Here is a 25,267-nt window from a genome sequence, read left to right as displayed (position 1 = left end):
TTGCAAACGAAAACCGCCCCGAACGTGTCGAGGCGGTTCGCAAAAGTAACAGTGGATGTCAAAGGTGCCGCCTGCGGCAGCTTACCCGTAATGTGCCACCGGCGTGCCGGCCATGGCCGACATGTTCAAAAGCCCGCGCGGGGTGATCGAGGGGGTCACGATATGGGCGCGGTTGGCCATGCCCATCAGGATCGGACCCACTTCCAACCCGCCGCCCTTGGTTTTCAAAATGTTGCGCACGCCAGAGGCCGCATCCGCAATCGCAAAGATCAGCGCGTTGGCCGGGCCCTCAAGGCGCGAATGCGGGAAGTTGCGCGCGCGCAGATCCGGGGTCAGGGCGCTGTCGATGTGCATTTCGCCTTCGTAAATAAAGTCGCGTGGTTCGCTGTCGAGAATCTCAAGCGCCTCGCGCATATGTCGCCCGGTCGTGCATTGCAGGTTGCCAAATTCTGAATGCGAACACAGCGCAATGTTGGGTTCAATGCCAAAGCGGCGGACGTGGCGCGCGGTGGCGATGACCGTTTTGGCGATCTGTTCCGGCGTCGGTTCCGTGTGCACATGGGTGTCGGCGATGAACAGCGGCCCGTCTTCGAGGATCATCAGAGAGAGCGCCCCGACAGGTTGGTGTTCCTTGGTGCCGAGAATCTGCGTGACGTAGTTCAGGTGCCACAGGTATTGACCAAAGGTGCCACAAATCATGCTGTCTGCGTGGTCCTGATGCACCATGATGGCACCAATCGCGGTGGTGTTGGTGCGCATGATCGCCTTGGCCAGATCGGGGGTCACACCCTTGCGCTCCATCAGCTTGTGATAGGCCTGCCAATATTGTTTGTAGCGGCTGTCGTTTTCCGGGTTCACGATCTCGAAATCCACGCCGGGGCGGATTTTCAAACCGGCCCGCTCGGCGCGCACCGCGATCACGTCTGGGCGGCCGATCAGGATCGGCTTGTCGGTGGTTTCCTCGATCATCGCTTGGGCGGCGCGCAGCACGCGGTCGTCTTCGCCCTCGGCAAAGGCGATGCGGCGTTCGGCCTGCGAGGCGGCGGCAAAGACCGGGCGCATGATCAGCGCCGATTTGAACACCGAATGATCCAGCGCGTCCTTGTAGGCCTTCATGTCCGGCACGGGTTTGGTTGCCACCCCGCTTTCCATCGCGGCCTTCGCCACGGCGGAGGCGACAACGCCCATCAGGCGCGGGTCAAACGGCTTTGGGATCAAATATTCCGGGCCAAACTCCATCCGCTCGTCTTGATAGGCGGCAGCGGCTTCGGCGCTGGTTGTGGCGCGCGCGAGGGCGGCGATGCCTTCGATACAGGCAATTTGCATCGCGTCGTTGATCTCGGTCGCAGCCACATCAAGTGCGCCGCGGAAGATGAAGGGGAAACACAGCACGTTGTTGACTTGGTTGGGATAATCCGAACGCCCGGTGGCGATGATCGCGTCGGGAGCAACCTTTTTGACCTCCTCGGGATGGATTTCCGGGGTCGGGTTGGCCAGCGCAAACACAATCGGCTGACGCGCCATTTTGGCGACCATTTCGGGTTTCAATACGCCGGGGCCGGAGAGGCCAAGGAACAGGTCCGCGCCCTCGATCACGTCATCCAATGTGCGCAGATCGGTGTTTTGCGCGAAGGCGGCCTTTTGCGGCGTCATCTCTTCGGTCCGGCCCTCATAGACAAGGCCCGCAATGTCGCACAGCCAAACGTTTTCGCGCTTAAGTCCCAGTTTCAAAAGCATATTCAGGCAAGCAATCCCCGCCGCACCGCCGCCGGTTGAGACCACTTTGATGTCTTCGAATTTTTTGTTGGTGACCCGCAAGGCATTGGTCGCGGCGGCGCCCACAACGATGGCCGTGCCATGTTGGTCATCGTGAAACACCGGGATGTTCATCTTTTCGCGGCACAATTGTTCAACGATAAAGCAATCTGGCGCTTTGATGTCTTCAAGGTTGATCGCACCAAAGGTCGGTTCCAGCGCGCAGACGATTTCGGCCAGTTTCACCGGGTCTGATTCCGCCAATTCAATGTCGAAACAGTCGATGTTGGCGAATTTTTTGAACAGGACCGCTTTGCCCTCCATCACCGGCTTGGCGGCGGCGGGGCCGATGTTGCCAAGGCCCAGAACGGCGGTGCCATTGGTGACCACGGCGACAAGATTGCCACGCGCTGTGTAGCGCGATGAGGTGGAGGGATCGGCCTTGATTTCCAAGCAGGCTTCGGCCACGCCGGGGCTATAGGCGCGCGCCAGATCGCGGCCATTGGCCATCGGTTTGGTTGCTCGGATCTCCAATTTCCCCGGCTTTGGAAACTCGTGATAGTCCAAGGCCGCCTGTCTCAGGCTGTTGTTGCGGGTCTCCGTGCGGGGGTCCGAGGTCATTGGCGTTTCCCTTCCTGCGTCTTGATCGTCTGGTTTGGCGTTTTGGGTTTTGATGTAGTTTAGTATTAAACTAAATACTGTGACCCAACGTCACATCGTGCTGTTTCTCAGCGTCTACGCCCGGCACAGGGTTTCACGCAAGAGGTGTTTGATCGACGAAGTGCAAAGATTGGTGACGTTAGCGCAAACATCACACCTCTTTGCGGCGCTTTTCCGCAGACCGGGGCAAATTGCACGATGCGCACAGGTCTCAGGCGCATCCCACTTGCATCTTGTGGTACAGGCGCGCAATCTTGACCAAGCTTTAAAAAATGTCGCCAGATATCGCCAAAATAAGGTCCCGTTTTGCAATGACCCTGCTCGAAGATGCCACCAAAATCCGCGAAATGGCCTATGCGCCCTATTCAAATTTTAAAGTCGGCGCGGCGATCCGTACGCCTTCGGGTGCGGTGTTCACCGGCGTGAACGTCGAAAACGCCGCCTACCCGGAGGGCACCTGTGCCGAAGCCGGAGCCATTGCCGCGATGGTCGCAGGGGGCGAAACGGTGATCACAGAGGTGGCCGTGATCGGATCAAGCCAAGAGCCCACGCCGCCCTGCGGTGGCTGTCGCCAAAAGCTGCGTGAATTTGCTGACCCGTCGGTGAAGGTGACCATGGGGTCCATGTCCGGCAAAGTGTTGACCATGACCATCGAGCAGCTTTTGCCCGGTGCCTTCACCCCCGATTATATGGAATGAAACTGATGGATGCGCGTCAGGTGATCGAAAAACTGCGGGACAAACGGGTCCTGACCCAAGAGGAACTGGCTTGGTTTGCCCAAGGCTTGGCCTCAGGCGCGGTCACCGATGCACAGGCCGGGGCCTTTGCCATGGCCGCGTTGCTGAACGGCATGTCCGATCCCGAACGGGTGGCTTTGACACTTGCGATGCGTGACAGTGGTGCGGTGATGCGGTGGGATTTGCCTGCGCCTGCGATTGACAAACATTCGACTGGCGGGGTCGGCGATTGCGTCTCCTTGTTGCTCGCCCCCGCCTTGGCCGCTTTGGGGGCCTATGTGCCGATGGTGTCGGGCCGGGGCCTTGGCCACACGGGCGGCACATTGGACAAGCTCGAAGCCATTCCGGGCCTTAAAACCGAGGTCTCAGAGGCGCGGTTTCATCAGATCGTCGAACGGGTCGGCTGTGCTGTTGTCTCTGCCACCGGGTCGATCGCCCCTGCTGACAAACGGCTTTACGCCATTCGCGATGTCACCGGCACGGTTGAGAGCATTGATTTGATCACCGCTTCGATCCTGTCAAAGAAACTCGCCGCTGGGTTGGACGCTTTGGTGTTGGACGTCAAATGCGGCTCCGGCGCGTTTATGAAGACGCCAAAAGAGGCCCGTGCCTTGGCGCAAAGTCTTGTGACCACGGCCAATGGGGCAGGGTGCAAGACGTCCGCCCTGATCACCGATATGAATCAACCGCTTTGCCCGGAGATGGGCAATGCTTTGGAACTTATGGCGGTGATGGAGGCGCTGACCACAGGCGAGGTTGACAATATCCTGTGTGATGTGACCTGCGCGCTGGGCGGGGAGTTGTTGGTGTTGGCAGGATTGTCCGATGACGTGGACCAAGCCACCTGGGCGGTGCGTGGCACGCTCACCGATGGCTCCGCCGCCGAACGGTTTGGCCGGATGGTTGCCGAGTTGGGCGGGCCTGCCGATTTTGTTGATCATTGGCGCGACCGCCTGCCGTCGGCACCGATTGTGCGTGATGTTGTGGCTCTGAAGCCCGGCTTTGTCGGCACAATGGACGGTCATGCGTTGGGCATGGCGGTGGTGCATTTGGGCGGTGGGCGGCTTCAGGGCGGCGAAAAAATCGACCCGGCTGTGGGCATTTCCAATTGCTGTTTGATCGGCGATGAGATGGTCGAGGATGCTTTGATCGCGACGATTCACGCCCGGACCCCTGCGGACGCCGACCGGGCCGAAGCCGCCATCCGCGCCGCGATCCCGATTGTGGACGAGGCGCCCGATGAGCCGCCATTGGTTTATGAAAAGGTAACAGCATGACGCGTGCATTTTTGATTGTGATGGATTCCGTTGGCCTTGGCGGCGCGCCGGATGCGGATGCGTTTTTCAACGGCGATTTGCCCGATGAAGGTGCCAATACCATCGCCCATATTGCAGCCGCCTGCGCCGCGGGTCGCGCCGAAGAGGGGCGTTCCGGTCTGCTCCATATTCCGCATCTCGATGCGCTTGGGCTTGGGGCCGCAATGGGTCACGCCACCTCTGATCCCGCCCCCGGTCTGACCGCGCTGCCGGAGGGGCTTTACGGCGTTGCCGCGGAGGTCTCGCCGGGCAAAGACACGCCCTCCGGCCATTGGGAATTGGCCGGGGTTCCGGTGCCGTGGGACTGGCATTATTTCCCGCCGACCCTGCCGTCTTTTCCACAGGATCTGATGGATCAGGTGGCCGAGCTTTGCGGCGCGGGCGGCACATTGGCCAATTGTCATGCCTCGGGCACCGAGGTGATCAAAGAGTGGGGCGCACAGCACATCGAGACCGGATGGCCGATTTGCTACACCTCCGCCGATAGCGTGTTTCAAATTGCCGCCCACGAAGCGCATTTTGGTCTCGAACGGCTCTTGAAACTGTGCCAGGACATCGCCCCGATCCTGCATAAAATGAAGGTGGGCCGGGTCATCGCGCGGCCTTTCGTGGGCACGGTTGCAGACGGGTTTTCACGCACCGGAAACCGCCATGATTACGCGATAGCTCCGCCCGCTCCGACGATTTGCGATTGGGCGAAAGCGGCGGGTCGGTCCGTTTATGCGATTGGAAAGATTGGAGATATTTTCTCGATGCAGGGCATTGATGAGGTTCGTAAAGGCACGGATGCGGTGCTGTTTGACCATCTTTGCGACGTGATGGAGGAGGCCCCCGACGGCTCGCTTACCTTTGCCAATTTCGTCGAATTCGACAGTCTTTATGGTCATCGTCGCGATGTCTCCGGCTATGCCCGCCATCTTGAATGGTTCGACGCCCAAATGGCGCGGCTCTATGAGCGCGCGCGTCCGGGCGATCTTTTGATTTTCACCGCCGATCACGGCAATGACCCGACCTGGCCCGGCACAGATCACACCCGTGAACAGGTGCCGGTACTGGGCTATGGTTTGGGGGTGAAACCTATTGGCCCGGTGGCCTTTACCGATGTGGCGGCCTCTCTCGCCGAGCATCTGGGCATTGCCGCCCAAGGCCCCGGAAGGAGTTTTCTATGAGCGTCTCGGATCTGCCTAAAATTGAGCTGCATATGCATCTTGAAGGCGCGGCTCCACCCGCGTTTATTCGCGGTTTGGCCGCCGAAAAAAAGACCGATCTTTCGGGGATTTTTGATGAAAAAGGTGCCTATAAATACAAAGACTTCTGGGATTTTCTCAAAGTCTATGAGGCGGCGACATCGGTGTTGAAGACGCCGCAGGATTACTACCGCCTGACCCGCGCCGTGCTTGAGGAAAGTGCGGCCTCCAATGTGATCTACACCGAAAGCTTTCTGGCCCCGGATTTTTGCGGTGGTGGTGATGTGGTCGCGTGGCGGGATTATGTGGCCGCGATCGGGCAGGCCGCCGATGAAATGGAGCGAGAGGCGGGGATCGTGATGCGCGCGATCCCGACCTGTGTGCGCCATTTCGGCCCGGATCAGGCCAAGAAAACCGCACTCTGTGCGGCGGAAACCGTCGGCGGTTTTGTCACCGGCTTTGGCATGGGCGGCGACGAGGCGATGGGCACACAGGGTGATTTTACCTATGCCTTTGACATGGCGCGCGAGGCGGGGCTGCGGCTCACATCCCATGCCGGCGAATGGGGCGGGCCGGACAGCGTGCGCGACGCCATTCGTGATTTGAAAGTCGAACGCATCGGCCATGGTGTGCGCGCCATCGAAGATTTGGCGCTGGTCGATGAGATTGCCGAAGCAGGCATTGTTTTGGAGGTCTGTCCAGGGTCCAACGTGGTGCTTGGTGTCTATCCGACATGGTCGGATCATCCCATTTCTGAGCTGCGCAAACGCGGTGTGAAAGTCACCATTTCCACCGACGATCCGCCGTTTTTCCACACCACGATGCGCCGTGAATTTGACCGTTTGTCTGAGACCTTTGGCTGGGAGGCCGAGGATTTCATGGAGTTGAACAAGGTTGCCCTTGAGGCGGCCTTTTGTGATGACGCGACCCGAGAGGCCGTTGCTAAAAAACTGGAGCAAAATGATGCTTGATCATCTGACCGTTGTGACCCACCCGCTTGTGCAACACAAACTCACCATCATGCGCGACAGGGACACGTCGACGGCGGGGTTTCGGCAGTTGTTGCGCGAGATTTCGTTGCTTTTGGCCTATGAGGTCACGCGCGAATTGGAGATGACGACCAAGACGATCCAGACCCCGGTGATGGAGATGGACGCGCCGACGCTGGATGGCAAAAAGCTGGCACTGATTTCGATCCTGCGGGCGGGCAATGGGTTGATGGATGGCATCCTGGAACTGATCCCCTCGGCGCGTGTGGGCTTTGTGGGCCTCTACCGTGATGAGAAGACGCTTCAGCCAGTCGAATATTATTTCAAAGTGCCCGAAGACTTGGGCGATCGTTTGGTGATTGCGGTCGATCCGATGTTGGCGACGGGCAATTCCTCGGTGGCCGCGATTGATAAATTGAAAGCGGCCGGGGCGACGAATATCCGGTTTCTGTGCCTTTTGGCAGCGCCTGAGGGCATCAAACGCATGAAAGAGGCGCATCCAGACGTGCCTATCGTGACAGCGGCTGTGGATGAATGCCTCAATGACCATGGATATATTGTTCCTGGGCTAGGGGATGCGGGCGATCGCATGTTTGGCACAAAATAAGCCATTTCCCCTCTTAACAGCGAATCACTTCTAGGGTAGGCTGTGCACAATATCTTGTGTGGGGCCAGATAATGCAGGCTTTGAGAACGATTTCCGGCGCGGCGCTGATCGCGATGTTGGGTGGGGCAAGCCTTGGCGTTTGGGATGCCGAGGCAAAGGCGCTCTATACTGCGGATGAGCCTGCGGAGTTTCCGCCGGCCTCCTTTAAGGGTACGCAGTATGTCGACAGTCGCGGTTGTGTCTACGTGCGTGCCGGATATGGTGATGGGGTGCAATGGGTGCCCCGCGTCAGCCGGGATCGCCGCGTGCTTTGCGGGTTCAAGCCGACATTTGAGTCAGTCACACACAAGCTGCCCGTGATCCCTGATCCGGTTGACGCACCGGCACAGACCCAGGTTGCCGCAGCGGCCCCCATAAAACCTGCCGCCCCCAAGATGTCGGTGAAACCCACAACGTCTGTGCCCACGACGCCTATGCCCACGGCGACGACCGCAGTCCTGTCCAAAGCGACCCCTCCCAAAGCGACCCCGCCCAAAACGATCCCGAAAGCGGCTGTTCCGGCGCCCTTACCCGTGGCGCAAACTGTGCAAGCACCATCTTTGCCGTCTCTGGATCGGTTGGTTGGCAAAGCCGTTGGGGACCGTGGCTGTGTGGCGACCATGTCCGGCGGCGAGTTGCGCTGTGACACGGGCGAGGTTGAATATATTCTCAAACGTCTGCCTGCGGGCGTGACGGTGCGGACCGCAGATGGCAATCGCAGGACCCTGACCGAGCCGACATTGGTGCGCATCCCGGTCAAGAAAGCCCCGGTCATGGTGGCCCCGGTGCCGACCTATGCCGCAGTCGCGCCAGCGCCGATGATGATGGCCAGTGCCGCACCCGATATGATGACCACGCACTGCGCGGGTCTAAGCGGGAATGCGGCGCAATATATGAACACGGGCGGGCGTTATGCCGTGCGTTGTGGTCCGCAAGCTCAGCATCCGTCAGCCTATATTCAGAACCGGACTGCAACCCGCCTGTCGACCCAAAATTCCAATACGGTGCAAGTGGCGCGCGCGGCCGGGATTGACCCCTATGCTTTGCCGCAGCCCGTGCCAATGGCATTGCCTGCCGGTTATACGCAGGCATGGACTGACGGGCGTTTAAACCCCTATCGCGGGCCGATCACCGCGCGGGGCGATCTTCAGATGGCGCAGATCTGGACCCAAACCACTCCAGCTTATGATCTTTATGCGCCGCGCAAAAAGACATTCTGGGAATGGCTGTTCGGATCGCCATTCAAATCCAAAACCACGGCACAAGTGGCGCGCGCTCCAGCGGCGCAGACTTATGTCGCTCCGACCCGCGTGTCGACAAAATCTATGGCACCAAACCGGACACCTACGGCTACGGCGCAACCGCAAGCCGCACAATCCGGTTTGCGTTACGTTCAAGTTGGTACATTTGGTGTGCCTGAAAATGCCGAACGCTCAATCGCGCGTTTGTCGTCCATGGGTTTTCCCGTTTCGTCGCAAGTTTTAACGCGCAACGGCAAGCCCCTTAAGATTGTTTTGGCCGGTCCATTTGCCCGGCCTGAACAAACCATGTCCGCTTTAGCGTCGGTCCGCGGGGCTGGCTATGGGGACGCATTCGCACGCAAATAGCGTTGAGTTAACGAGGCAGAATAATAAAAATAAAAAAAGAATCCCCCGCATTTGGCGGGGGTTTTCTTTTATGACAGGATGTTAACGGGATTTGTGACACTGCGTTAACCCCATGTGACAGTGTGTTAACCCATGTGACAACGCGTTAACCGCCACAAACCCCTTGCAAGGCAACCCAGTCGCCATCGGACAAGACGGGGCGGGTCTTGGTGATCTGAACACCGTCCGCTTCGATCAGCGGTAAAACGGTTTCGCCGGTGATGTCGAGCGCATAGGCGTAGGGCGCGCTATGTACCTCGGTGCGGGCGAATTGGGCGATAAGCGACCCCATGTCGGGGACCGTCAAGGGCGTGGTCAACAGGCTTTCGGCATGGGCGTCAAGCACCTCTTCTGACAGATGCCCGGTGGTCAAAAGTCGGATCGAGGCCATCAATCCCGCCTCATGCAACAGCCGATCCAGCGGATCATGTTCGGCGGCGCGTTCCAATTCTGCAAGCACATATCCGGCCACAACATCCGGGTCTTCGTAATCCTCAACCAAGGCGCGGTTCAAAAGCAGGATGCCGCCGGGCAGATGTTGAGACACGGCCACACCGCTGGTCACCACCACGATTTGCCCGCCCCCCTTGGGAAACAGCCGGGTTTTCAGGCGTTCAAGGGCGCGCGTGCCATGGACCGTATCACAGGGCGCGCCGGAAAGGCGGCGGATGCGGTCCAAAAGTCCGGTGCCAATTTCGGCGCGGGTCACAGTTGGCACGATGGACACGGTTTGGCGGATGAGCGCGCCGGGAAGCCAAAACAGCACCAGCCCCGCGGCGGCCACTGCGACGCCGGCATAGATCGCGCCGCGCAGCCGACCGGGATGCGGCCGCGCGCGATCAATGGCGCGGTGGATGCGCCCGATGGCCTCGATCATCAGCTCATCGTCGATCTCGACCTGTTCGTCCGTGTCAGGGGCAGGGGCAAAGGCGGCGGGGCGTTCGCCGGGGGGAGACATCCGAATGACCGCAGGTAAAGACCAATGCGTCAGCGCACGGCCCTTGATATCGGACAGGGTCAGCGTCGCCTCGCCGACGGACACAATCACCTCGACCCGCTGGCTGTCTCCCTCGGGTCGCCACAGGGCGCTGGCTTCGAGCCGGTCGAATTCGGTGAGCGCGATCATGCGCGAGCTGCTCTTTCATTATATCTATTGTCTTCAATCTAACGTGGATTGTCAGGGGCGACAATCACTGCGGCCCAGGTGGGATGTAAAACCACCATAGCTTTGTCGGGGATTCGGGGGTGTTTTCGCATTTCGGGATTCAGAAACCGAAAAAACCGTATAAAGTGACCCTATGATTATCTCATCCGGGCGCTCTTATATCTTTGTCCATATTCCCAAAACTGGGGGCACGGCGCTGTCGCTGGCGTTGGAGGCGCGTGCCATGGCCGGTGATATTCTGATCGGGGACACGCCGAAGGCGGTCAAGCGGCGACCGCGGGTCAAATCGCTGTCGGCTCAGGGGCGGTTGTGGAAACATTCCCAGCTTGCGGACATCGAGGGCGTCGTGGCGCGTGAGGCGTTTGACGACTATTTCATCTTTACCCTTGTGCGCAATCCCTGGGACCGGATCGTGTCCTATTACCATTGGCTACAGGCGCAACCGTGGGATCACCCGGCGGTGCGTTTGGCCAAGGCGTCCGACTTCACGACGTTTCTGAATGCGCCAGAAACCCTGCGTGCCCTGTCCGTGCCGTATCGGTCCTATGTGACGGATGGCGCGGGCGTTGAGCGGGCGGTGCTTTATGCCCGGCTTGAGGCGTTGGAGGCGGATCTTGCGCCGCTTTGGACGCATCTTGGGTTTGATCTGTCGCCGATTGAGCGGGTGAATGCCTCAACGCGGGCGCGTGATTTTCGCGGCTTTTATTCGGATCGGGACGCACAGATCGTGGCCCGGATCGCCGCCGAAGACATTGCCCGATTTGACTATGAATTCGCGCCCTCTGCATCGCAAATGTGACCGGATTTGGACGGTCTGCTGCGCGGGCTTGTGGTCCTGTGACCGAACAGGCTGTGCGCCGCGATCGAATTGGTTTCGATTTTAAATGATTCTTGCGGGGAGGGCGTCAGAAGGGCCAAGAATACTTGGTTAATACTTGGTTCATCGCACGGGCCGGATAAAAAACTTAAGAAACTGTTATCAAACTCGTGAACAATTGACGTAAATCGCGCAGATTTGCACTCGTGTCGGGATTATGCCCCATTTGTGTCCCAAACGGGCCGAACTGTGACCGCACGCCAAAGGCTTTCTATCTTCACCGTCAATGCAGACCTCGGGCTGCCACCCAAAAAGAGGCTCCAAGATAAGGGGATGATGCTATGAAGATGCTGGAACAGATGTTTCAAAAGACCTTTGTTCGCGATGCCCACGGGCGTTCGGCGGCGTGGGACGGTGCGCTTGGTGGGATGGATATTTTGTCCACTGGTCTTGTGGCAGGCACGCAAGTGGCCACAGAGCATGGATGGCGCAATGTCGAAGCGTTGCAGCAAGGCGATCAAGTTCTGACCTTTGATGCCGGATTGCAAACCCTGCGCAGCATGTCGCGTTCCTGGAGCTTTGCCAACCATGGCTCCACGCCGATGCGCCATTGGCCGCTGTTCGTGCCTGCGGGGGTCTTGGGTAATGATGCGGCGATGACGCTTTTGCCGGAGCAATCGGTGATGGTTGAATCCGATCTTGGCGAAGCCATGTTTGACGATCCGTTTGTTTTGATCCCGGCGTTGGCCTTGGACGGATATAGGGGCATCGAGCGCAGAAACCCGCACCGGCCTATTGAAGTGGTTGTGCTGCATTTTGAAACGGAGCAGTTGGTTTTTGCCAATGTCGGAGTGCTGTTTCATTGCCCGGCGGACTGTCACACCACGATTTTGGGGATGTTGGACGCGGCTGCCGCACCGGGATATGAGGTTTTGTCCTTTGATGTGGCGCGGATGGTGGTGAATGCAATGATCGACGAAGACAATTTGGACGCCGCATGGATGCGGGCGCAACAGCAAGAGGTCCGTTACGCGATCTAAAGCGTTCCGCCATAAACCTGTTTCACGGGTTTATGGCGGAACGCCCACACCATTGATATGTCTGGCAGCGTCACACCTTTCCCCTGTCTCAGGTTAAAGGCGTGACGCTTTAAATTGGCCCAGTCCATGATGGAACCACTGCGCCGAGGTGCATGAAAAGGCCCTCCCCGAGAGGGAAGGGCCAAGCATGATTTTGATGATCTTTGCTTAGGCGGCTTTGCTGTCCACACCGGCACCAAAGCGGCCATAGAAAGACTGACCTTTGTCAGCCATTTCGCGCAACAGAGCCGGGGTTTCAAAGCGCGGGCCGTGGGTGGCTGTGAGGTTGTCACAGATTTCAACGGCCTTTGCCGCCCCGATGATGTCGAGCCAGGCAAACGGACCACCCGACCACGGCGCAAAGCCCCAGCCCAGGATCGCACCCACATCGCCTTCGCGAATGTCGGTCAACACGCCGTCCTCAAGCGCGCGCACCGCTTCCAACACCTGTGCCATCATCAACCGGTGTTGCACTTCGTCAAGCTCGGGTTGGACGTCCGCTGTCGGGTACTCGGCGGTGAACCCGTCCCAAAGCATCCCGCGTTTGCCTTTGTCGTCGTAGTCATAAAAGCCCGCGTTGGCTTTTTTGCCCAAACGGCCCTGATCGAACATCCAAAACACCACCTCGTCCACCGCCTCGTCCGGGTAATCGTCACCCATGGCGGCTTTGGTCGCTTTGGCGATTTTCACGCCGAGGTCGATGGAGGTTTCGTCAATCAACTGAAGCGGCCCAAGCGGGAAGCCCAGAAGTTTTGCGGCATTCTCGATCAGCGGCAATTCAACGCCCTCGGCGGCCATCCGCACCCCTTCGTTGATGTAGGGGATGATGCAACGGTTGGCGTAGAAAAAGCGCGCGTCATTGACGACGATCGGGGTTTTGCGGATCTGGCGGACGAAATCGAGCGCCTTGGCCACGGCCACATCGCCGGTCTCTTTGCCTTTGATGATCTCGACCAAAAGCATCTTGTCGACCGGGCTAAAGAAATGGATGCCGATGAACTGATCCGGGCGCACGGAGGCCTTGGCCAGTTCAGTAATTGGCAGGGTCGAGGTGTTGGAGGCGAAAACACAGTCCGGGCCAACGATGGCCTCAACCTTTTTGGTCATTTCCGCCTTGACGCCGATGTCCTCAAACACCGCTTCGACGATCAAATCACAGCCCTTGAGCGCGTCCAGATCGGTGGTGGCGGTGATGTTGGCGAGCACGGATTCTTTCTTTTCCGAGGTCACCTTTTTACGGGCGATGCCTTTGTCGAGGATGCTTTCCGACAGCGCTTTGCCCTTGTCCGCGGCCTCTTGTTTCTGGTCGATCAACACGACCTCAATGCCCGCATTGGCCGAGACATAGGCAATGCCTGCGCCCATCATGCCCGCGCCCAAAACGCCGAGTTTCCTGACCTTTTGATCGGCCACATCCGGGCGGTTCGCGCCTTTTTCCAAGGCCTCTTTGTTGATGAACAGCGATCGGATCATGTTGGAGGACGATGGGTTCAACAACACGTTGGTGAACCAACGCGCCTCGATTTTGATCGCGGTGTCAAAGGGCACCATGGCGCCTTCATAGACCGCCGAGAGCAAGGCCTTGGCCGCAGGGTAAACGCCCATCGTGTTGCCATTGACCATGGCGGACGCACCGACAAAGGTCATGAAACCCGCCGGGTGATAGGGCGCGCCGCCGGGCATTTTCCACCCCTTCGCGTCCCATGGTTTCAGGATGTCGGCGTCTGTCGCATTCAAAACCCACTCTTTGGCTTTGGCCAGCAATTCGGCGGGTTCAACCACCTCATGCACAAGGCCTGTGGATTTGGCTTTGATCGGGTCCAACATCCGACCTTCCAACAGGATCGGAGCCGCCGCCATCGCCCCCAAGAGGCGCGATACACGCGTGGTGCCGCCCATGCCGGGGAAGATGCCGACCTTGATTTCCGGCAGGCCGATTTTGGCCTTTGGGTTGTTGGCCACAAAAATGCGGTGCGTCGCCAAGGGCAATTCCAACCCGATCCCAAGCGCCGTGCCGGGCAGGGCGGAGGCAATCGGTTTGCCGCCTTTGTTGGTTTTCGGGTCCATGCCCGCGCGTTCGATTTTGCGCAGGATGGCATGCATCGACATGATGCCGTCAAACAGGCCCTTGGCTGGCTCGGCCCCTGCGTCATCGCGCATTTTGGCGATGATGTTCAAATCCATGCCGCCGGCGAAATCCGCCTTGCCGGAGGTGATCACGATGCCTTTGACGGCCTCGTCCGCCAGCGCCTGATCGACACAGTCGTTCAATTCGCTGATGCCCTCGATGGACAGCACATTCATGCTTTTGTTGGCAATGTCCCAGGTGATGACGGCCACGCCGTCGCTGTCTACGCTATAGTGAAAATCAGTCATTCTCTTCCCTCTCATGCGGGGCTGGTTCCGGTCCAGGTTTGGTGTCCAAGCGCGTTGAGGATCGACGACATTTTGTAGCCGTCCTCTGTGGCATGGATCAGTGCGGAGGCGGTATAAGGTGCCGTCGCACGCTGGCCGTGGCTCAACAGTTGTGTCTCATAGGTTGCGATAAAGGTCCCGTCGTGGCAGTCCTCAAGCGAGATCGGGCGGCGGTAGATTTCGTCCAGCTTCATGATTTCACAAGCCTGAAGATAAAGGTCGAAATCCGCTTTCAACTCGTGGCGGGTCTGAAACATCACGGGGCCTCGTTTTTGCACCATGGAAAAAGGCAGGAGGATACGGTTGGCCCAAGTGTCGAAATCACCCGTGATAAAACAGGTTGAAATGTCGTCAAGGAACGCCCGGAACTCCGCCTCATTCACATTTAGATCCTTTCGATAATCGTCGCCGCCCCCATGCCCGAGGCAATACACAGCGTGGCAAGGCCTGTGCCTTTGCCAGTGCGTTCCAATTCATCAAGAAGTGTACCAATGATGATCGCGCCTGTCGCGCCCAACGGGTGGCCCATGGCGATGGAGCCGCCGTTGACGTTGACTTTGCTGTCATCGACGTCAAATGCCTGCATAAAGCGCATCACCACGGCGGCGAAGGCCTCGTTGACCTCAAACAGGTCGATGTCCGAAATCGACATGCCGCTGTCGCGCAGGATTTTTTCGGTCACGGGCACAGGTCCGGTCAACATGATCGTCGGATCGGTGCCGATTTTCGCCGTCGCACGGATGCGCGCGCGGGGCTTGAGGCCCCATTTTTCACCAAACTCTTTGTTGCCGATCAAAACGGCTGCGGACCCGTCCACAATACCCGAGGAGTTGCCCGCATGGTGGATGTGGTTGATCGCCTCAAGATGCGGATATTTCATCATCGCGATCTTATCAAAGCCGGGCATCACTTCGCCCATGTCTTTGAACGAGGCTTTCAAATTGCCAAGCGCCTCCACCGTGGTGCCGGGGCGCATGTATTCGTCGTGATCAAGGATGGTCAGGCCATTGATGTCTTTGATCGGAACAATGGATTTGGCGAAACGGTTGTCCTTCCACGCCGCCTCTGCGCGGTCTTGCGACAGCACGGCCAGAGTGTCGGCCTGTTCGCGGGTAAAGCCGTATTCGGTGGCGATGATGTCGGCGGAGATGCCTTGCGGGACGAAATAAGTTTTCATCGCCAAGGCCGGATCGACGGCGATTGCTGCGCCATCCGAGCCCATCGCAACCCGGCCCATCATTTCGACACCACCGGCGATGTATCCCATGCCTGCGCCGCCTTTGATCTGGTTGGCGGCGATGTTCACCGCCTCCATGCCAGAGGCGCAAAAGCGGTTGATCGCCAGGCCCGGAATGGATTGATCCAGATCGGAGGCCAAAACGGCGGTCCGTGCCAAACAGCCGCCCTGTTCGCCGACCTGGGTCACGTTCCCCCAGATCACGTCCTCTACGGCATGACCGTCCAAACCGTTGCGCTCTTTCACAGCGTTCAGGATTTGCGCGGACAGGCGCGCGGATGTCACCTCGTGCAGGGAACCGTCCTTGCGCCCCTTGCCGCGCGGGCTTCGCACGGCGTCATAAATATATGCGTCAGTCATTCAGATCCTCCAACTCGTCGTCACTGGGCCCGGTCCATGGGGGAGCCGGGCATCATATCGTATGGGTGTTTCCAGCCGGGCAGGGTTTCGATCCGCCGCAGCCAAGCGTCAATATTGGGCCAATCGGCCCGCACGAACCCAAAGGGTTCGGGGTAAAACAGGTAAGAACAACAGGAAAAATCCGCGATGGTCGGGCCTGTCGTGCCCGCAACCCAATCGCGATCCGCCAAAGCACCGTTCAAGGTGGCATAGGCGGCTTTCAATCGGCCTTGCATAAAGGCGATGACCTCTTGTGGCCGTTTGTCCTCCGGCACAAAGTTCATCAAAAACCGGGTCATGCCGGTTTGTGAGGACATTTTGTGGTTGTCCCAAAGCACCCAGCGCAACACTTCGCGTTGCTCGGCCTCATCCGCGCCGCCAAACGTTCCGGTCATTTTGACCAACTCAGTCAGGATCACGCCCGATTGCGTCAGGGTCAGATCCACATCGACATAGACCGGGCATTCGCCCATCGGATTGAGCGCGCGAAACGCATCGCTGCGCGATTCACCGTTGAAAAAGTCAACATAGACCGGCTCCCACGGCAGCTCTGCCAAGGTCAGGGTCAAGGCCACTTTGTAGGAATGCCCGCTTTCGCCAAAGCAATAGAGCTGTGCCGTCATCTGTTCGATCCTTGTGCTGCAACGTTGACCCAAACATGGGGGCAGAACAGGCGCATTGCAAAGGTTCGATGTGCCTCAGCTTCATCGTTGGAAAAATACTCACCGCGCAGCACGGGCGTCAAAACGCAGGCTCTGACAAGGTGCGCGGTTTGGGTCATTTTTTCCTTTTCTCCAAATCTGCATTGAACAGTCGCATCCGGTGTTCAAGCGTGTCTTCGTTTATGACGGAGGTGAAATTTTCGAATAGAAAAGACAAAGCCTCTCCCTCATCCAGTCCCGCCTCCCTCGCGAACCGTTTGAGACGACGATAGCCATCTTCGGTCATAGAAACAGGAAAACGCCGCGTCATTCTAAAGCGCTTGGGCATGGTTACGCTCCGTCATTTGGCCCATTTGGACCGACACATAAAAAGACCCCCCGCCCGACATCCGGGCGAGGGGCCAAAAGATCAAGGTAACCCGAGTTTAGAACGCTTCGGCGGCCAGCGCCATCACCGGATCGGCACCAGATTCGATGCGTTTCAACAGCGTGCCGGTCATCGGCAACGAACGGGCCATGTAATAGCGCGCGGTGATCAGTTTGTTCTTGTGGAACTCGGGATCATCGGTGCCATTCGCCAGCGCGGTGAGCGAGGTTTTCGCCATCCGACCCCACATCAGGCCAAGGCAGACATAGCCAAACAGATGCATGAAGTCATAAGAGCCAGACAGTGCCGCGTTCGGGTTTTTCATGCCGTTTTGCATGAAATACATGCCCGCGCTTTGCAGGTCTTTCGAGGCGGCTTTCAGCGGATCAACAAATTCCGCCATATCGCCGTCGCCGTTTTCCTTGCAAAAGGTTTTGACCATGTCAAAGAAGGCCATGACATGTTTGCCACCGTCCTGCGCCAATTTGCGGCCGACAAGATCAAGCGCCTGAACGCCGTTCGCACCCTCATAGATCATCGCAATCCGGGCATCGCGGGTGAATTGGGACATGCCCCATTCTTCGATATAGCCATGGCCGCCATAGACCTGTTGCGCGTTCACGGTCGCCTCATAGCCCTTGTCGGTGAGGAACCCTTTGAGCACCGGCGTCATCAGGGACACGAGGCCCTCAGCGGCTGTGTCGCCGCCCTTGTGGCCCGCATCAATCAATTGCGCGCCCCAAAGCATAAAGGCCCGCGCGCCCTCGATAAAGCTCTTTTGATCCATCAGGTTGCGGCGGATGTCGGGGTGCACGATCAGCGGATCGGCGGGGCCATCGGGGTTTTCAGCGCCAGTGACAGCACGCCCCTGAAGCCGGTCCTTGGCGTAGATCACGGCGTTTTGGTAGGCGGCTTCGGCTTGGGCGAGGCCCTGCATGCCGACGCCCAAACGCGCCTCGTTCATCATGGTGAACATCGCGCGCATGCCTTTGTGCATGTCGCCCAAAAGGTAGCCTGTCGCTTCGTCATAGTTCATCACACAGGTCGAGTTGCCGTGGATGCCCATTTTCTCTTCGATGGAGCCAACGGACACGCCATTGCGTGCGCCAACAGAGCCGTCTTCGTTGACCAGAAATTTTGGCACGATGAACAGGGACACGCCTTTGATCCCCTCAGGCCCGCCCACAATCTTGCCCAGCACGAGGTGGATGACGTTGTCGGACATGTCGTGATCGCCCGCCGAGATGAAAATCTTTTGGCCGCTGATCTTGTAGGAGCCGTCGTCTTGTGGCTCGGCCTTGGTGCGCATCAGGCCCAGATCGGTGCCACAATGCGGCTCCGTCAGGTTCATCGTCCCGGTCCATTCGCAAGACGTCATTTTCGGCAGGTAGGTGGCTTTTTGATCCTCGGTGCCATGCACCAAGATCGCCGAAGCCGCACCATGGGTCAGGCCCTGATACATGGTGAAGGCCTGGTTCGCACCGGAAAACAATTCGCCCACGGCAGTGCTGATCAGATAGGGCAATCCTTGGCCGCCGTATTCTTCGGGCAGATCAAGCCCCGGCCAGCCGCCTTCTTTGACTTGCTCAAAGGCTGCTTTGAACCCGGTCGGCGTGGTGATCACGCCATTCTCAAAGGTACAGCCTTCTGTGTCGCCAACCGTGTTCAATGGCGCAATCACTTCGGAGGCCAATTGGCCTGCGGCGTCCAAAATGGCTTCGGTAAATTCGCGGTCGAGGTCGGCATAGCCCGGCACCTCTGAGTTCGAGATGTTCAACACATCGTGCAGAACATATTGAATGTCTTTCGTCGGCGCCGTGTAACTCGGCATGGCTGATCTCCCTTTGCGTGTCTCGCGAGGTCAGCTTTTTGTGCCCTCGCGTGTCTGTTTCTCAAGTTCGGTTTCGGCGAACTCAATCTCATGCTCCAAATCGGCCATGACACTGAGGAGCAGTTGTTTTTGCTCCTCCATCTCCGCAAGCTTAACGCGATACGATTTTAACGTCTCGCGCAGCTGCGCCACCCCTCCGTCTTTCTCTGAGAACAGATCCAGCAATTGCCGGATCTCTTCTAAAGAAAAGCCAAATTTTTTGCCCCGCATGATCAGTTTCAAACGAGCCCGATCGCGTTTGGTGAACAGACGTTTCTGTCCCTCACGGATCGGAAAGATCAGTTCTTTGGCCTCATAGAAGCGCAACGTGCGCGGCGTTACCTCGAACGCTTCACACATTTCGCGGATGGTCATTACCTCTTTCGTCATCGGGCGGTTTACTCCGTTTCCCGTCGACTGTGGATATGATCCACACACCGACTGTGGGGCGTAAGCTCTGCCTTCGCCCCATCTTATTCGCTTCTTGCCCATCTCTTTAATCGAAACGTGGCGTCACTTCCGATCAGGCAAGTTTTGCGCGTCGGATCGTCTCAGTCAAAAGATATTCATTCGTTAGATTGATTGCAAACGGTTTGGGGAATTGATCTGAAGAACAAGGGAATGTCAGGAAAAACAGGATTAAAAGCGCTTTGGTTTTTATGTGTATTCTGCGCCGGGCGGCTTTGAGGGGACGCGGCCTAGGGCGCGGTTAAAGAGCAATCGACGAGCTTTGATCGTCAAAGACGTTGCGTCGTAGGCATTCGTGACATTGAGTGGGAGGTCAAACCTGAATGGAAGGCCAAACCACAGAAGCGGCCACGCCTTAGGGTCATTTTGGATGTGAGGCGGCGGCGGCCCTCAGGCGGGCTTGCCGCCCGCCAGAGTGTCTGCGCGCAGTTTCTTGAGTTCTTCAATCGCCTTGTCGAGGTCTTGGCGTTGTTCTGTGAGCGCTTGAAGTTGACGATCTGCCAAGTCGATAAAGGCCGCCGATTGTGCGTCGGTGCCTTGTTCTTCGTAGATCGACAGCCATTGGCGAATCTCTTCGAGCGAGAACCCATAGCGCCGCCCCCGCAGGATCAGTTTCATCCGCGCCAGTTCGCGCGGGGTGTAAAACCGTGACCGGCCTTCCTTTTCGGGGGCCAGCAATTCGATATACTCGTAATATCGCAGGGTACGCGGCGTCACATCGAACTGCGCGCACATTTCCTTAAACGTGAGACGTTGATCAGACATGGCTTCACTCTCCTCACGTCGCATCTAAACTGGTGGGTTTAGTTTCGCAACTTAATTCAGAACGTTTGGGAAACCATAGTAAACGATATAGCTCAGGATCAAGGCCGGGATTGCGGTATAAGCGGTGGCCAGCACGGCCGCACGCGGTTCCAACGCGATGGCGGGGAACAAAGCGTCGCCATCATTGGAAATCGCATTGCCCAAAAGGGCCGCAAAGGGGATCAGCCCGTTGATATAGAGCGTGGTGACCAACACTTGCGGGCCGCAACCGGGGATGAATCCGATCAGAATGGCGATCAGCGGCAACAGTGGCGCGATCGAGGAAAACAATGCGGCAAGGTCCAGACCCAAAAACTGCGCCGCATATTCATAGGTCAGATAGGCCCCGATCACCCAGACAGAGATAAACGAGGTTTCCTCCGCCATGCGCGTCACCGGTGCATCGTCCGGGTGGGTCATCGCCTGAACCGGCGAGAGGACCCAAATCACCAGACCCATGCCGGTGCCAATCAGCGCGAAGACAGTGATCGGGATGCCGAACAGGGTTGTAAGTTCGATCTGTGCCAGTTGTGCGACACCAACGGCAAGCGCCGGGAAGAGCGGCACGAGATAGGCGATGTCGCGCGGGCGGATGCGGCCAATCCGGGGTGCCAACTCACAGGCGGAGCCTGCGCTGCGCGTCACGCCGTTGGGGTGGACCACATCCACAAACCAGCCAAACAGAATGCCCGTGGCGAAAGACAATGGCAGAACCACAAGCGCCGCATCAGGCCGGGTGGCGATCAACAAAAACGCCGCGTCGCCCATGGTCGCCGTGAGTGTCGCCACCACCGCGCCAAAGCCGACATTGCCGCTGGAATAGGCCGCGATCACAATCACCGCGCCGCCACATCCGGGGGTGGCACCCAACAAGGAGGCCAGTGGCACTTGCATCCATCTCGCCCCCTTGAGCGTCTCGCCCATACTAAACCGAAACACCCGTTCTGCGCCGTAAAACAACAACAATGTGGCGGCGACAAAGGCGGAGACTTGGGTGAAGGCGTCGGTCATTTGTTCTCGGGTGAGCGCGCCAAGTGGAGCTGGGGCCAGCGCCAGAGCGACAAAAGCGAGGGCGATGATGGCACGTTTGAAACGCAGTGGCCGCTGGATCGCCAGTTTTGCCAGGGGCACTGTATCGGGCACCGCGACGCGGGCTTCGACGCGGGCTTCATTGGGGCGGGCAATGTTGGTCATGCGGGAAACTTCCGTGGGGTTAGTTGCAAGTCATTCTTAATTGCAGAAGATAAACCTTGCAGCCCGTGTTGCAAGCCACATTATGCAAAGCCATGCCCAAAGGGTCGAATTTTGCCCGCCACCGCCCAAAAGCACCGCTGTGCACAGCCATTAAGCCGTCTCCAATGAGCCTTTCATGACCGAAGAACGTACAAAAATTGCCCGCCAATTCATCGAAGCCCTGCCGCATTGCCGGGCGCTTGGCATGAAACTTGATTCGATCGGTCAGGGGGAGGCAGAGATTTTTATGCCCTACTCTGAAGCGCTGATCGGCGACCCGGACACGGGCGTGATCCACGGTGGCGCGGTCTCCGCCTTGATGGACACATGCGCCGGGGCCTCCGTTATGAGTCATCCGAAATCAGGGCCGGCGACTGCCACGATTGATCTGAGAATAGATTACATGCGCGCCGCAAAACCCGGCGCGACCATCACCGCCCATGCGATTTGTTACCATATGACCCGCTCTGTCGCTTTCGTGCGGGTGTCGGCCAATGATGGCACCTCCGATGTGCCCGTTGCCGCCGCCACAGGGGCCTTTACCGTGGAGCGCGCGTGATGGTGCGAGCCAAACCCGAACCCGTCCAGGTCGTCAAAGAACGGCGCGATGCGGCGCTCGCGGCCTTGGTGGCGCGTGTGCCCTATATCGCCTTTATGGGATTTGAATTTGAACGGCGCGGCGATGAATTGACCGCGATCATGCCATATCGTCCTGATTTGATTGGAAATCCAACCCTGCCTGCGCTGCATGGCGGGGCTTTGGCGGCGTTTTTGGAGGTCACGGCGATCATTTCGCTGGGCTGGTCTTTGATTTGGCCACGGATGGAGGCGGGGGAGAGCGTGGAGGTGATGCCCGCCTTACCGAAAACCATTGATATAACTGTGGATTATCTGCGCTCTGGCCTGCCGCGCGATGCCTATGCGCGCGCCGAGATCACCCGCGCGGGGCGGCGTTATGCCTCTGTGCGGGTGGAGGCGTGGCAGGACAACCGGGCGCGACCGACCGTACAAGCCATGGGGCATTTCTTGATGCCCGAGCTTGAGGTGCAGCCCTGAAATGACCGACGCATCGGTGGCATTGACCCACAAACGGGTCCTTAAAATCGCCATTCCCATCGTACTGTCCAACGCCACCGTGCCGATCCTTGGCGCGGTGGATACGGGCGTGGTGGGGCAAATGGGACTGGCCGCACCGATTGGGGCCGTGGGCGTTGGCGCGATCATTTTGGCGTCAATTTACTGGCTCTTCGGCTTTTTGCGCATGGGCACCACCGGGTTGGTGTCACAGGCGCGCGGGGCCGCGGATACGGGCGAAGTGGCCGCCCTTTTGACCCGCGCTTTGATGATCGGTGTGGTCGGCGGTGTCGCGTTGATTGCATTTCAAATGCCGATTCTTTGGGCCGCCTTTCGCCTGTCTCCGGCCTCGCCCGAGGTCGAAAGCCTTGCCCGCAGTTATATTTCCATCCGCATCTGGTCCGCGCCTTTTGCCATCGCGCTATACGGCATCACCGGCTGGTTGATCGCCCAGGAGCGCACCCGCGGCGTCTTGGTGCTGCAATTGTGGATGAACGGGTTGAACATCGGTTTGGACCTCTGGTTCGTGCTGGGGTTGGGCTGGGGTGTTCAGGGCGTGGCGACGGCAACGGTTTTGGCCGAGGTCAGCGGCGCGTTGATGGGGCTTTGGCTCTGTCGCGATGCGTTCAACGTGCCAAGTTGGCGCGATTGGGCACGGGTGTTTGACCGGGCGCGGCTGATCTATATGGCCAAGGTCAACACCGATATTATGATCCGCTCCGTGTTGCTGTTGGCCGTCATGGTCAGCTTTACCTTTCTCGGTGCCGGGTTTGGCGACCGCACTTTGGCGGCCAACCAAATCTTGATGCAGTTTATCGAGATCACCGCCTACGCGCTCGATGGCTTTGCCTTTTCTGCCGAAGCCATTGTCGGTCATGCGCTTGGCGCACGTTCGCGCGCGGCGTTGCGGCGCGGCGCTTTGCTGGCCTCGTTTTGGGGGCTGATCGCCTCTGGGCTTTTGGCGCTGGGTTTTGCCGTCTTTGGCGGTGCGATCATCGACACCATGACCACCGCTTCTGATGTGCGCATTGCGGCGCGGGCGTTTTTACCGTGGATGGTTTTGGCCCCGCTTTTGGGCTTGGCGGCCTGGATGTTGGACGGGATTTTCATCGGCGCAACCCGCACCCGCGATATGCGCAACATGATGATCCTGTCGCTTTTGGCCTATGTCATCGCCGTCGCGGTCATGATCCCGCTCTTTGGCAATCACGGGCTTTGGGCCGCGCTGATGGTCAGCTATATCGCGCGGGGTGCGACGCTTTTGTGGAAATATCCGGGGCTTGAGGCACAGGCCACGCGCGTGGGTTAAAGATGGGTTAAAGCCAATCACCGCGCTTGGTGCCGACCGCTTCCGCCACCGTGTCAAACCCGTCTTGTTTGAGCAGATCGTCCAAACCACGCGCGATGCGCGGGGCCAGAGAGAGACCCTGATAGACCATGGCTGAATAGAGCTGAACGACCGAGGCCCCGGCGCGGATTTTGGTGTAGGCATCTAAGGCGGAGGCGATGCCCCCGACCCCGATCAAAGGGAGATCATCGCCCAAGTTGCGGGACAATTGCGCCAGTACCCGCGTGGACTTTTCGAACAATGGACGACCTGACAGACCGCCCATCTCGCCTTTATGTGCAGATTTCAAACCTTCACGCGATAAAGTGGTGTTGGTGGCGATCACCGCGTCAATGCCGGATTTGCGCGCCACCTCGGCCAGTTCGGACAACTCGGAGGCCTCCAAATCCGGGGCGATTTTCAAAAACACCGGTACTTTATGATCCAAACCTGTGCGCGCCTCCAACACGCCACGCAACAGCGCCTCAAGCGCCTCAGGCCCCTGCAAATCGCGCAGGCGCTCGGTGTTGGGCGAGGAGACATTGACCGTGGCGAAATCAATCGCATTGCCGCAATGGGCCAGCACTTTGGCGAAATCACCGGCACGATCTTCGCTGTCTTTGTTGGCACCAAGGTTCAGGCCAACGGGGATTTTGGCGCGGTGGGTCGACTGGCGACAGCGCGCCAAACGATTTCCGATCGCCTCCATCCCGTCATTGTTAAACCCAAAACGGTTGATCACCGCATGATCTTCGCTCAGGCGAAACAGACGCGGTTTTGGGTTGCCCGGCTGGGGACGCGGAGTGGCAGCGCCCAATTCGATAAAGCCAAAGCCCGCGCGCGCCAGTTGCGGGATGGCTTCGGCATTTTTGTCAAACCCGGCGGCCAGACCCACGGGATTGGGCATCTCAAGGCCTGCGATTTTGGTTTTCAGCCGCGTCGATGTGATCGGACCGGGCAGGGGGGCCAAGCCCGCGCGCAGGGCGGACAGGGCGAAGTGATGGGATTTCTCCGGGTCGAGGCTGCGCAAAAGCGCCATGCCAACCTGTTCAAAGAGAGTCATTTATAGATCCTCTGGAAAGAGATGCCCATCGGGACCAAGCGGCAGGGATTTGACCCAAAGGATGTCATCCATGCGCAGGGCACGATAGAGATGTGGGAACAAGGCACCGCCACGCGACGGTTCCCATTTGATATGCGGGGCCATCGCGTCGCTGTCGCAGGCGAGAATATGCAGACCCTCTTCGCCCGCAAACCATTTGGTCACGGTCTCTTTGACCTGATCTTTGGTGGAGAAATGGACATAGCCATCGGCCAGATCAACAGGCGCACCAAGGGTCTCGCCGCCGGCCTGCATGGCCGCCCATTCGGGGGCCCGGAAGATTTTGTAAATATGCATGTCTCTCAGATGCCA

General features: G+C 58.5%; 24 protein-coding genes. 11 read left to right on the top strand and 13 right to left on the bottom strand.

Annotated features, from left to right (window positions below):
• Nucleotides 1–81: 81 nt before the first annotated feature.
• The gene (locus BLT54_RS12760; protein WP_074645612.1) at nucleotides 82–2,376 is read right to left on the bottom strand and encodes an NADP-dependent malic enzyme; all 2,295 of its coding nucleotides are present in this window, start codon (nucleotides 2,374–2,376) and stop codon (nucleotides 82–84) included.
• A gap of 350 nt (nucleotides 2,377–2,726) precedes the next feature.
• On the opposite strand from BLT54_RS12760, the gene cdd reads away from it, so the two are divergent.
• The 6 genes from cdd to BLT54_RS12730 all read left to right on the top strand — a co-directional run bounded on the left by cdd (nucleotide 2,727) and on the right by BLT54_RS12730 (nucleotide 8,897).
• Nucleotides 2,727–3,113 carry a cytidine deaminase gene (gene cdd, locus BLT54_RS12755; protein WP_074645610.1) on the top strand — a complete coding sequence of 129 codons (387 nt, stop codon included), beginning with the start codon at nucleotides 2,727–2,729 and terminating at the stop codon, nucleotides 3,111–3,113.
• Between the two features lie 5 nt (nucleotides 3,114–3,118).
• Nucleotides 3,119–4,429, top strand: coding sequence for a thymidine phosphorylase (locus BLT54_RS12750; protein ID WP_074645830.1), 1,311 nt, complete (start codon nucleotides 3,119–3,121; stop codon nucleotides 4,427–4,429).
• On the top strand, nucleotides 4,426–5,637 hold the full coding sequence (locus BLT54_RS12745) for a phosphopentomutase (RefSeq protein WP_074645608.1): 1,212 nt from the start codon (nucleotides 4,426–4,428) through the stop codon (nucleotides 5,635–5,637). Before BLT54_RS12750 ends, BLT54_RS12745 begins: the two co-directional genes overlap by 4 nt.
• Nucleotides 5,634–6,626, top strand: coding sequence for an adenosine deaminase (locus BLT54_RS12740; RefSeq protein WP_074645606.1), 993 nt, complete (start codon nucleotides 5,634–5,636; stop codon nucleotides 6,624–6,626). Before BLT54_RS12745 ends, BLT54_RS12740 begins: the two co-directional genes overlap by 4 nt.
• Entirely contained in the window at nucleotides 6,619–7,251 is a 633-nt protein-coding gene (upp, locus tag BLT54_RS12735; protein WP_074645829.1) for a uracil phosphoribosyltransferase, read from the top strand. Before BLT54_RS12740 ends, upp begins: the two co-directional genes overlap by 8 nt.
• Before the next feature lie 71 nt (nucleotides 7,252–7,322).
• Nucleotides 7,323–8,897: an SPOR domain-containing protein gene (locus BLT54_RS12730; RefSeq protein ID WP_074645603.1), complete on the top strand. Its 1,575-nt coding sequence runs from the start codon at nucleotides 7,323–7,325 to the stop codon at nucleotides 8,895–8,897.
• 145 nt (nucleotides 8,898–9,042) lie between these two features.
• Here BLT54_RS12730 and BLT54_RS12725 read toward each other — a convergent pair whose 3' ends face one another.
• Nucleotides 9,043–10,062, bottom strand: a complete 1,020-nt coding sequence (locus tag BLT54_RS12725; protein ID WP_074645600.1) for a hypothetical protein — start codon at nucleotides 10,060–10,062, stop codon at nucleotides 9,043–9,045.
• A 172-nt stretch (nucleotides 10,063–10,234) separates the two neighbouring features.
• On the opposite strand from BLT54_RS12725, the gene BLT54_RS12720 reads away from it, so the two are divergent.
• Together BLT54_RS12720 and BLT54_RS12715 are read left to right on the top strand one after the other, a co-directional pair.
• On the top strand, nucleotides 10,235–10,900 hold the full coding sequence (locus BLT54_RS12720; protein ID WP_074645598.1) for a sulfotransferase family 2 domain-containing protein: 666 nt from the start codon (nucleotides 10,235–10,237) through the stop codon (nucleotides 10,898–10,900).
• 359 nt (nucleotides 10,901–11,259) lie between these two features.
• Nucleotides 11,260–11,958, top strand: coding sequence for a Hint domain-containing protein (locus BLT54_RS12715; protein ID WP_074645596.1), 699 nt, complete (start codon nucleotides 11,260–11,262; stop codon nucleotides 11,956–11,958).
• 207 nt (nucleotides 11,959–12,165) lie between these two features.
• On the opposite strand, the gene BLT54_RS12710 is transcribed toward BLT54_RS12715, so the two are convergent.
• The 9 genes from BLT54_RS12710 to BLT54_RS12670 form a co-directional block, all read right to left on the bottom strand.
• Nucleotides 12,166–14,373: a 3-hydroxyacyl-CoA dehydrogenase NAD-binding domain-containing protein gene (locus tag BLT54_RS12710; protein WP_074645594.1), complete on the bottom strand. Its 2,208-nt coding sequence runs from the start codon at nucleotides 14,371–14,373 to the stop codon at nucleotides 12,166–12,168.
• Between the two features lie 11 nt (nucleotides 14,374–14,384).
• The gene (locus BLT54_RS12705; protein ID WP_074645592.1) at nucleotides 14,385–14,795 is read right to left on the bottom strand and encodes a hypothetical protein; all 411 of its coding nucleotides are present in this window, start codon (nucleotides 14,793–14,795) and stop codon (nucleotides 14,385–14,387) included.
• A gap of 2 nt (nucleotides 14,796–14,797) precedes the next feature.
• Nucleotides 14,798–16,009 (bottom strand): acetyl-CoA C-acetyltransferase, encoded by a 1,212-nt coding sequence (locus BLT54_RS12700; RefSeq protein ID WP_074645590.1) that lies wholly within the window; start codon nucleotides 16,007–16,009, stop codon nucleotides 14,798–14,800.
• Between the two features lie 20 nt (nucleotides 16,010–16,029).
• A complete protein-coding gene (locus BLT54_RS12695; protein ID WP_074645588.1) occupies nucleotides 16,030–16,671 on the bottom strand; it encodes a glutathione S-transferase family protein in 642 nt (213 codons plus the stop codon).
• A gap of 154 nt (nucleotides 16,672–16,825) precedes the next feature.
• The gene (locus BLT54_RS12690) at nucleotides 16,826–17,038 is read right to left on the bottom strand and encodes a hypothetical protein (RefSeq protein ID WP_074645585.1); all 213 of its coding nucleotides are present in this window, start codon (nucleotides 17,036–17,038) and stop codon (nucleotides 16,826–16,828) included.
• Nucleotides 17,039–17,135: 97 nt separating this feature from the next.
• Nucleotides 17,136–18,908, bottom strand: a complete 1,773-nt coding sequence (locus BLT54_RS12685; protein ID WP_074645583.1) for an acyl-CoA dehydrogenase C-terminal domain-containing protein — start codon at nucleotides 18,906–18,908, stop codon at nucleotides 17,136–17,138.
• A gap of 30 nt (nucleotides 18,909–18,938) precedes the next feature.
• On the bottom strand, nucleotides 18,939–19,337 hold the full coding sequence (locus BLT54_RS12680; protein WP_074645581.1) for a MerR family transcriptional regulator: 399 nt from the start codon (nucleotides 19,335–19,337) through the stop codon (nucleotides 18,939–18,941).
• 468 nt (nucleotides 19,338–19,805) lie between these two features.
• Nucleotides 19,806–20,180, bottom strand: coding sequence for a MerR family transcriptional regulator (locus BLT54_RS12675; protein WP_074645579.1), 375 nt, complete (start codon nucleotides 20,178–20,180; stop codon nucleotides 19,806–19,808).
• A 51-nt stretch (nucleotides 20,181–20,231) separates the two neighbouring features.
• Nucleotides 20,232–21,413, bottom strand: a complete 1,182-nt coding sequence (locus BLT54_RS12670; RefSeq protein ID WP_083351807.1) for a putative manganese transporter — start codon at nucleotides 21,411–21,413, stop codon at nucleotides 20,232–20,234.
• Between the two features lie 175 nt (nucleotides 21,414–21,588).
• Here BLT54_RS12670 and BLT54_RS12665 point away from each other — a divergent pair, with 175 nt between their 5' ends.
• From BLT54_RS12665 to BLT54_RS12655, 3 genes are read left to right on the top strand one after another with little or no spacing between them, the layout of a single operon-like run.
• Nucleotides 21,589–22,011: a PaaI family thioesterase gene (locus BLT54_RS12665; RefSeq protein WP_074645576.1), complete on the top strand. Its 423-nt coding sequence runs from the start codon at nucleotides 21,589–21,591 to the stop codon at nucleotides 22,009–22,011.
• Nucleotides 22,011–22,508, top strand: a complete 498-nt coding sequence (locus BLT54_RS12660; RefSeq protein ID WP_074645573.1) for a PaaI family thioesterase — start codon at nucleotides 22,011–22,013, stop codon at nucleotides 22,506–22,508. Before BLT54_RS12665 ends, BLT54_RS12660 begins: the two co-directional genes overlap by 1 nt.
• 1 nt (nucleotide 22,509) lies before the next feature.
• Entirely contained in the window at nucleotides 22,510–23,835 is a 1,326-nt protein-coding gene (locus BLT54_RS12655; protein ID WP_074645571.1) for an MATE family efflux transporter, read from the top strand.
• 7 nt (nucleotides 23,836–23,842) lie between these two features.
• Here BLT54_RS12655 and BLT54_RS12650 read toward each other — a convergent pair whose 3' ends face one another.
• Together BLT54_RS12650 and BLT54_RS12645 are read right to left on the bottom strand one after the other, a co-directional pair.
• Entirely contained in the window at nucleotides 23,843–24,916 is a 1,074-nt protein-coding gene (locus tag BLT54_RS12650; protein WP_074645569.1) for a quinone-dependent dihydroorotate dehydrogenase, read from the bottom strand.
• Nucleotides 24,917–25,252, bottom strand: a complete 336-nt coding sequence (locus BLT54_RS12645) for a DUF952 domain-containing protein (RefSeq protein ID WP_074645567.1) — start codon at nucleotides 25,250–25,252, stop codon at nucleotides 24,917–24,919.
• Between the last annotated feature and the right edge of the window lie 15 nt (nucleotides 25,253–25,267).

The organism is Celeribacter baekdonensis, from assembly GCF_900102315.1.
In the GTDB taxonomy this organism is placed as follows: domain Bacteria; phylum Pseudomonadota; class Alphaproteobacteria; order Rhodobacterales; family Rhodobacteraceae; genus Celeribacter; species Celeribacter baekdonensis.
This window is presented reverse-complemented; position numbering and strand designations above follow the sequence as displayed.

Bases quoted from the DNA above. Each gene is read 5' to 3' on its own strand.
- BLT54_RS12760 (WP_074645612.1), bottom strand. From the start codon at position 2,376: ATGACCTCGGACCCCCGCACGGAGACCCGCAACAACAGCCTGAGACAG.
- cdd (WP_074645610.1), top strand. From the start codon at position 2,727: ATGACCCTGCTCGAAGATGCCACCAAAATCCGCGAAATGGCCTATGCG.
- BLT54_RS12750 (WP_074645830.1), top strand. From the start codon at position 3,119: ATGGATGCGCGTCAGGTGATCGAAAAACTGCGGGACAAACGGGTCCTG.
- BLT54_RS12745 (WP_074645608.1), top strand. From the start codon at position 4,426: ATGACGCGTGCATTTTTGATTGTGATGGATTCCGTTGGCCTTGGCGGC.
- BLT54_RS12740 (WP_074645606.1), top strand. From the start codon at position 5,634: ATGAGCGTCTCGGATCTGCCTAAAATTGAGCTGCATATGCATCTTGAA.
- upp (WP_074645829.1), top strand. From the start codon at position 6,619: ATGCTTGATCATCTGACCGTTGTGACCCACCCGCTTGTGCAACACAAA.
- BLT54_RS12730 (WP_074645603.1), top strand. From the start codon at position 7,323: ATGCAGGCTTTGAGAACGATTTCCGGCGCGGCGCTGATCGCGATGTTG.
- BLT54_RS12725 (WP_074645600.1), bottom strand. From the start codon at position 10,062: ATGATCGCGCTCACCGAATTCGACCGGCTCGAAGCCAGCGCCCTGTGG.
- BLT54_RS12720 (WP_074645598.1), top strand. From the start codon at position 10,235: ATGATTATCTCATCCGGGCGCTCTTATATCTTTGTCCATATTCCCAAA.
- BLT54_RS12715 (WP_074645596.1), top strand. From the start codon at position 11,260: ATGAAGATGCTGGAACAGATGTTTCAAAAGACCTTTGTTCGCGATGCC.
- BLT54_RS12710 (WP_074645594.1), bottom strand. From the start codon at position 14,373: ATGACTGATTTTCACTATAGCGTAGACAGCGACGGCGTGGCCGTCATC.
- BLT54_RS12700 (WP_074645590.1), bottom strand. From the start codon at position 16,009: ATGACTGACGCATATATTTATGACGCCGTGCGAAGCCCGCGCGGCAAG.
- BLT54_RS12695 (WP_074645588.1), bottom strand. From the start codon at position 16,671: ATGACGGCACAGCTCTATTGCTTTGGCGAAAGCGGGCATTCCTACAAA.
- BLT54_RS12690 (WP_074645585.1), bottom strand. From the start codon at position 17,038: ATGCCCAAGCGCTTTAGAATGACGCGGCGTTTTCCTGTTTCTATGACC.
- BLT54_RS12685 (WP_074645583.1), bottom strand. From the start codon at position 18,908: ATGCCGAGTTACACGGCGCCGACGAAAGACATTCAATATGTTCTGCAC.
- BLT54_RS12680 (WP_074645581.1), bottom strand. From the start codon at position 19,337: ATGACGAAAGAGGTAATGACCATCCGCGAAATGTGTGAAGCGTTCGAG.
- BLT54_RS12675 (WP_074645579.1), bottom strand. From the start codon at position 20,180: ATGTCTGATCAACGTCTCACGTTTAAGGAAATGTGCGCGCAGTTCGAT.
- BLT54_RS12670 (WP_083351807.1), bottom strand. From the start codon at position 21,413: ATGACCAACATTGCCCGCCCCAATGAAGCCCGCGTCGAAGCCCGCGTC.
- BLT54_RS12665 (WP_074645576.1), top strand. From the start codon at position 21,589: ATGACCGAAGAACGTACAAAAATTGCCCGCCAATTCATCGAAGCCCTG.
- BLT54_RS12660 (WP_074645573.1), top strand. From the start codon at position 22,011: ATGGTGCGAGCCAAACCCGAACCCGTCCAGGTCGTCAAAGAACGGCGC.
- BLT54_RS12655 (WP_074645571.1), top strand. From the start codon at position 22,510: ATGACCGACGCATCGGTGGCATTGACCCACAAACGGGTCCTTAAAATC.
- BLT54_RS12650 (WP_074645569.1), bottom strand. From the start codon at position 24,916: ATGACTCTCTTTGAACAGGTTGGCATGGCGCTTTTGCGCAGCCTCGAC.
- BLT54_RS12645 (WP_074645567.1), bottom strand. From the start codon at position 25,252: ATGCATATTTACAAAATCTTCCGGGCCCCCGAATGGGCGGCCATGCAG.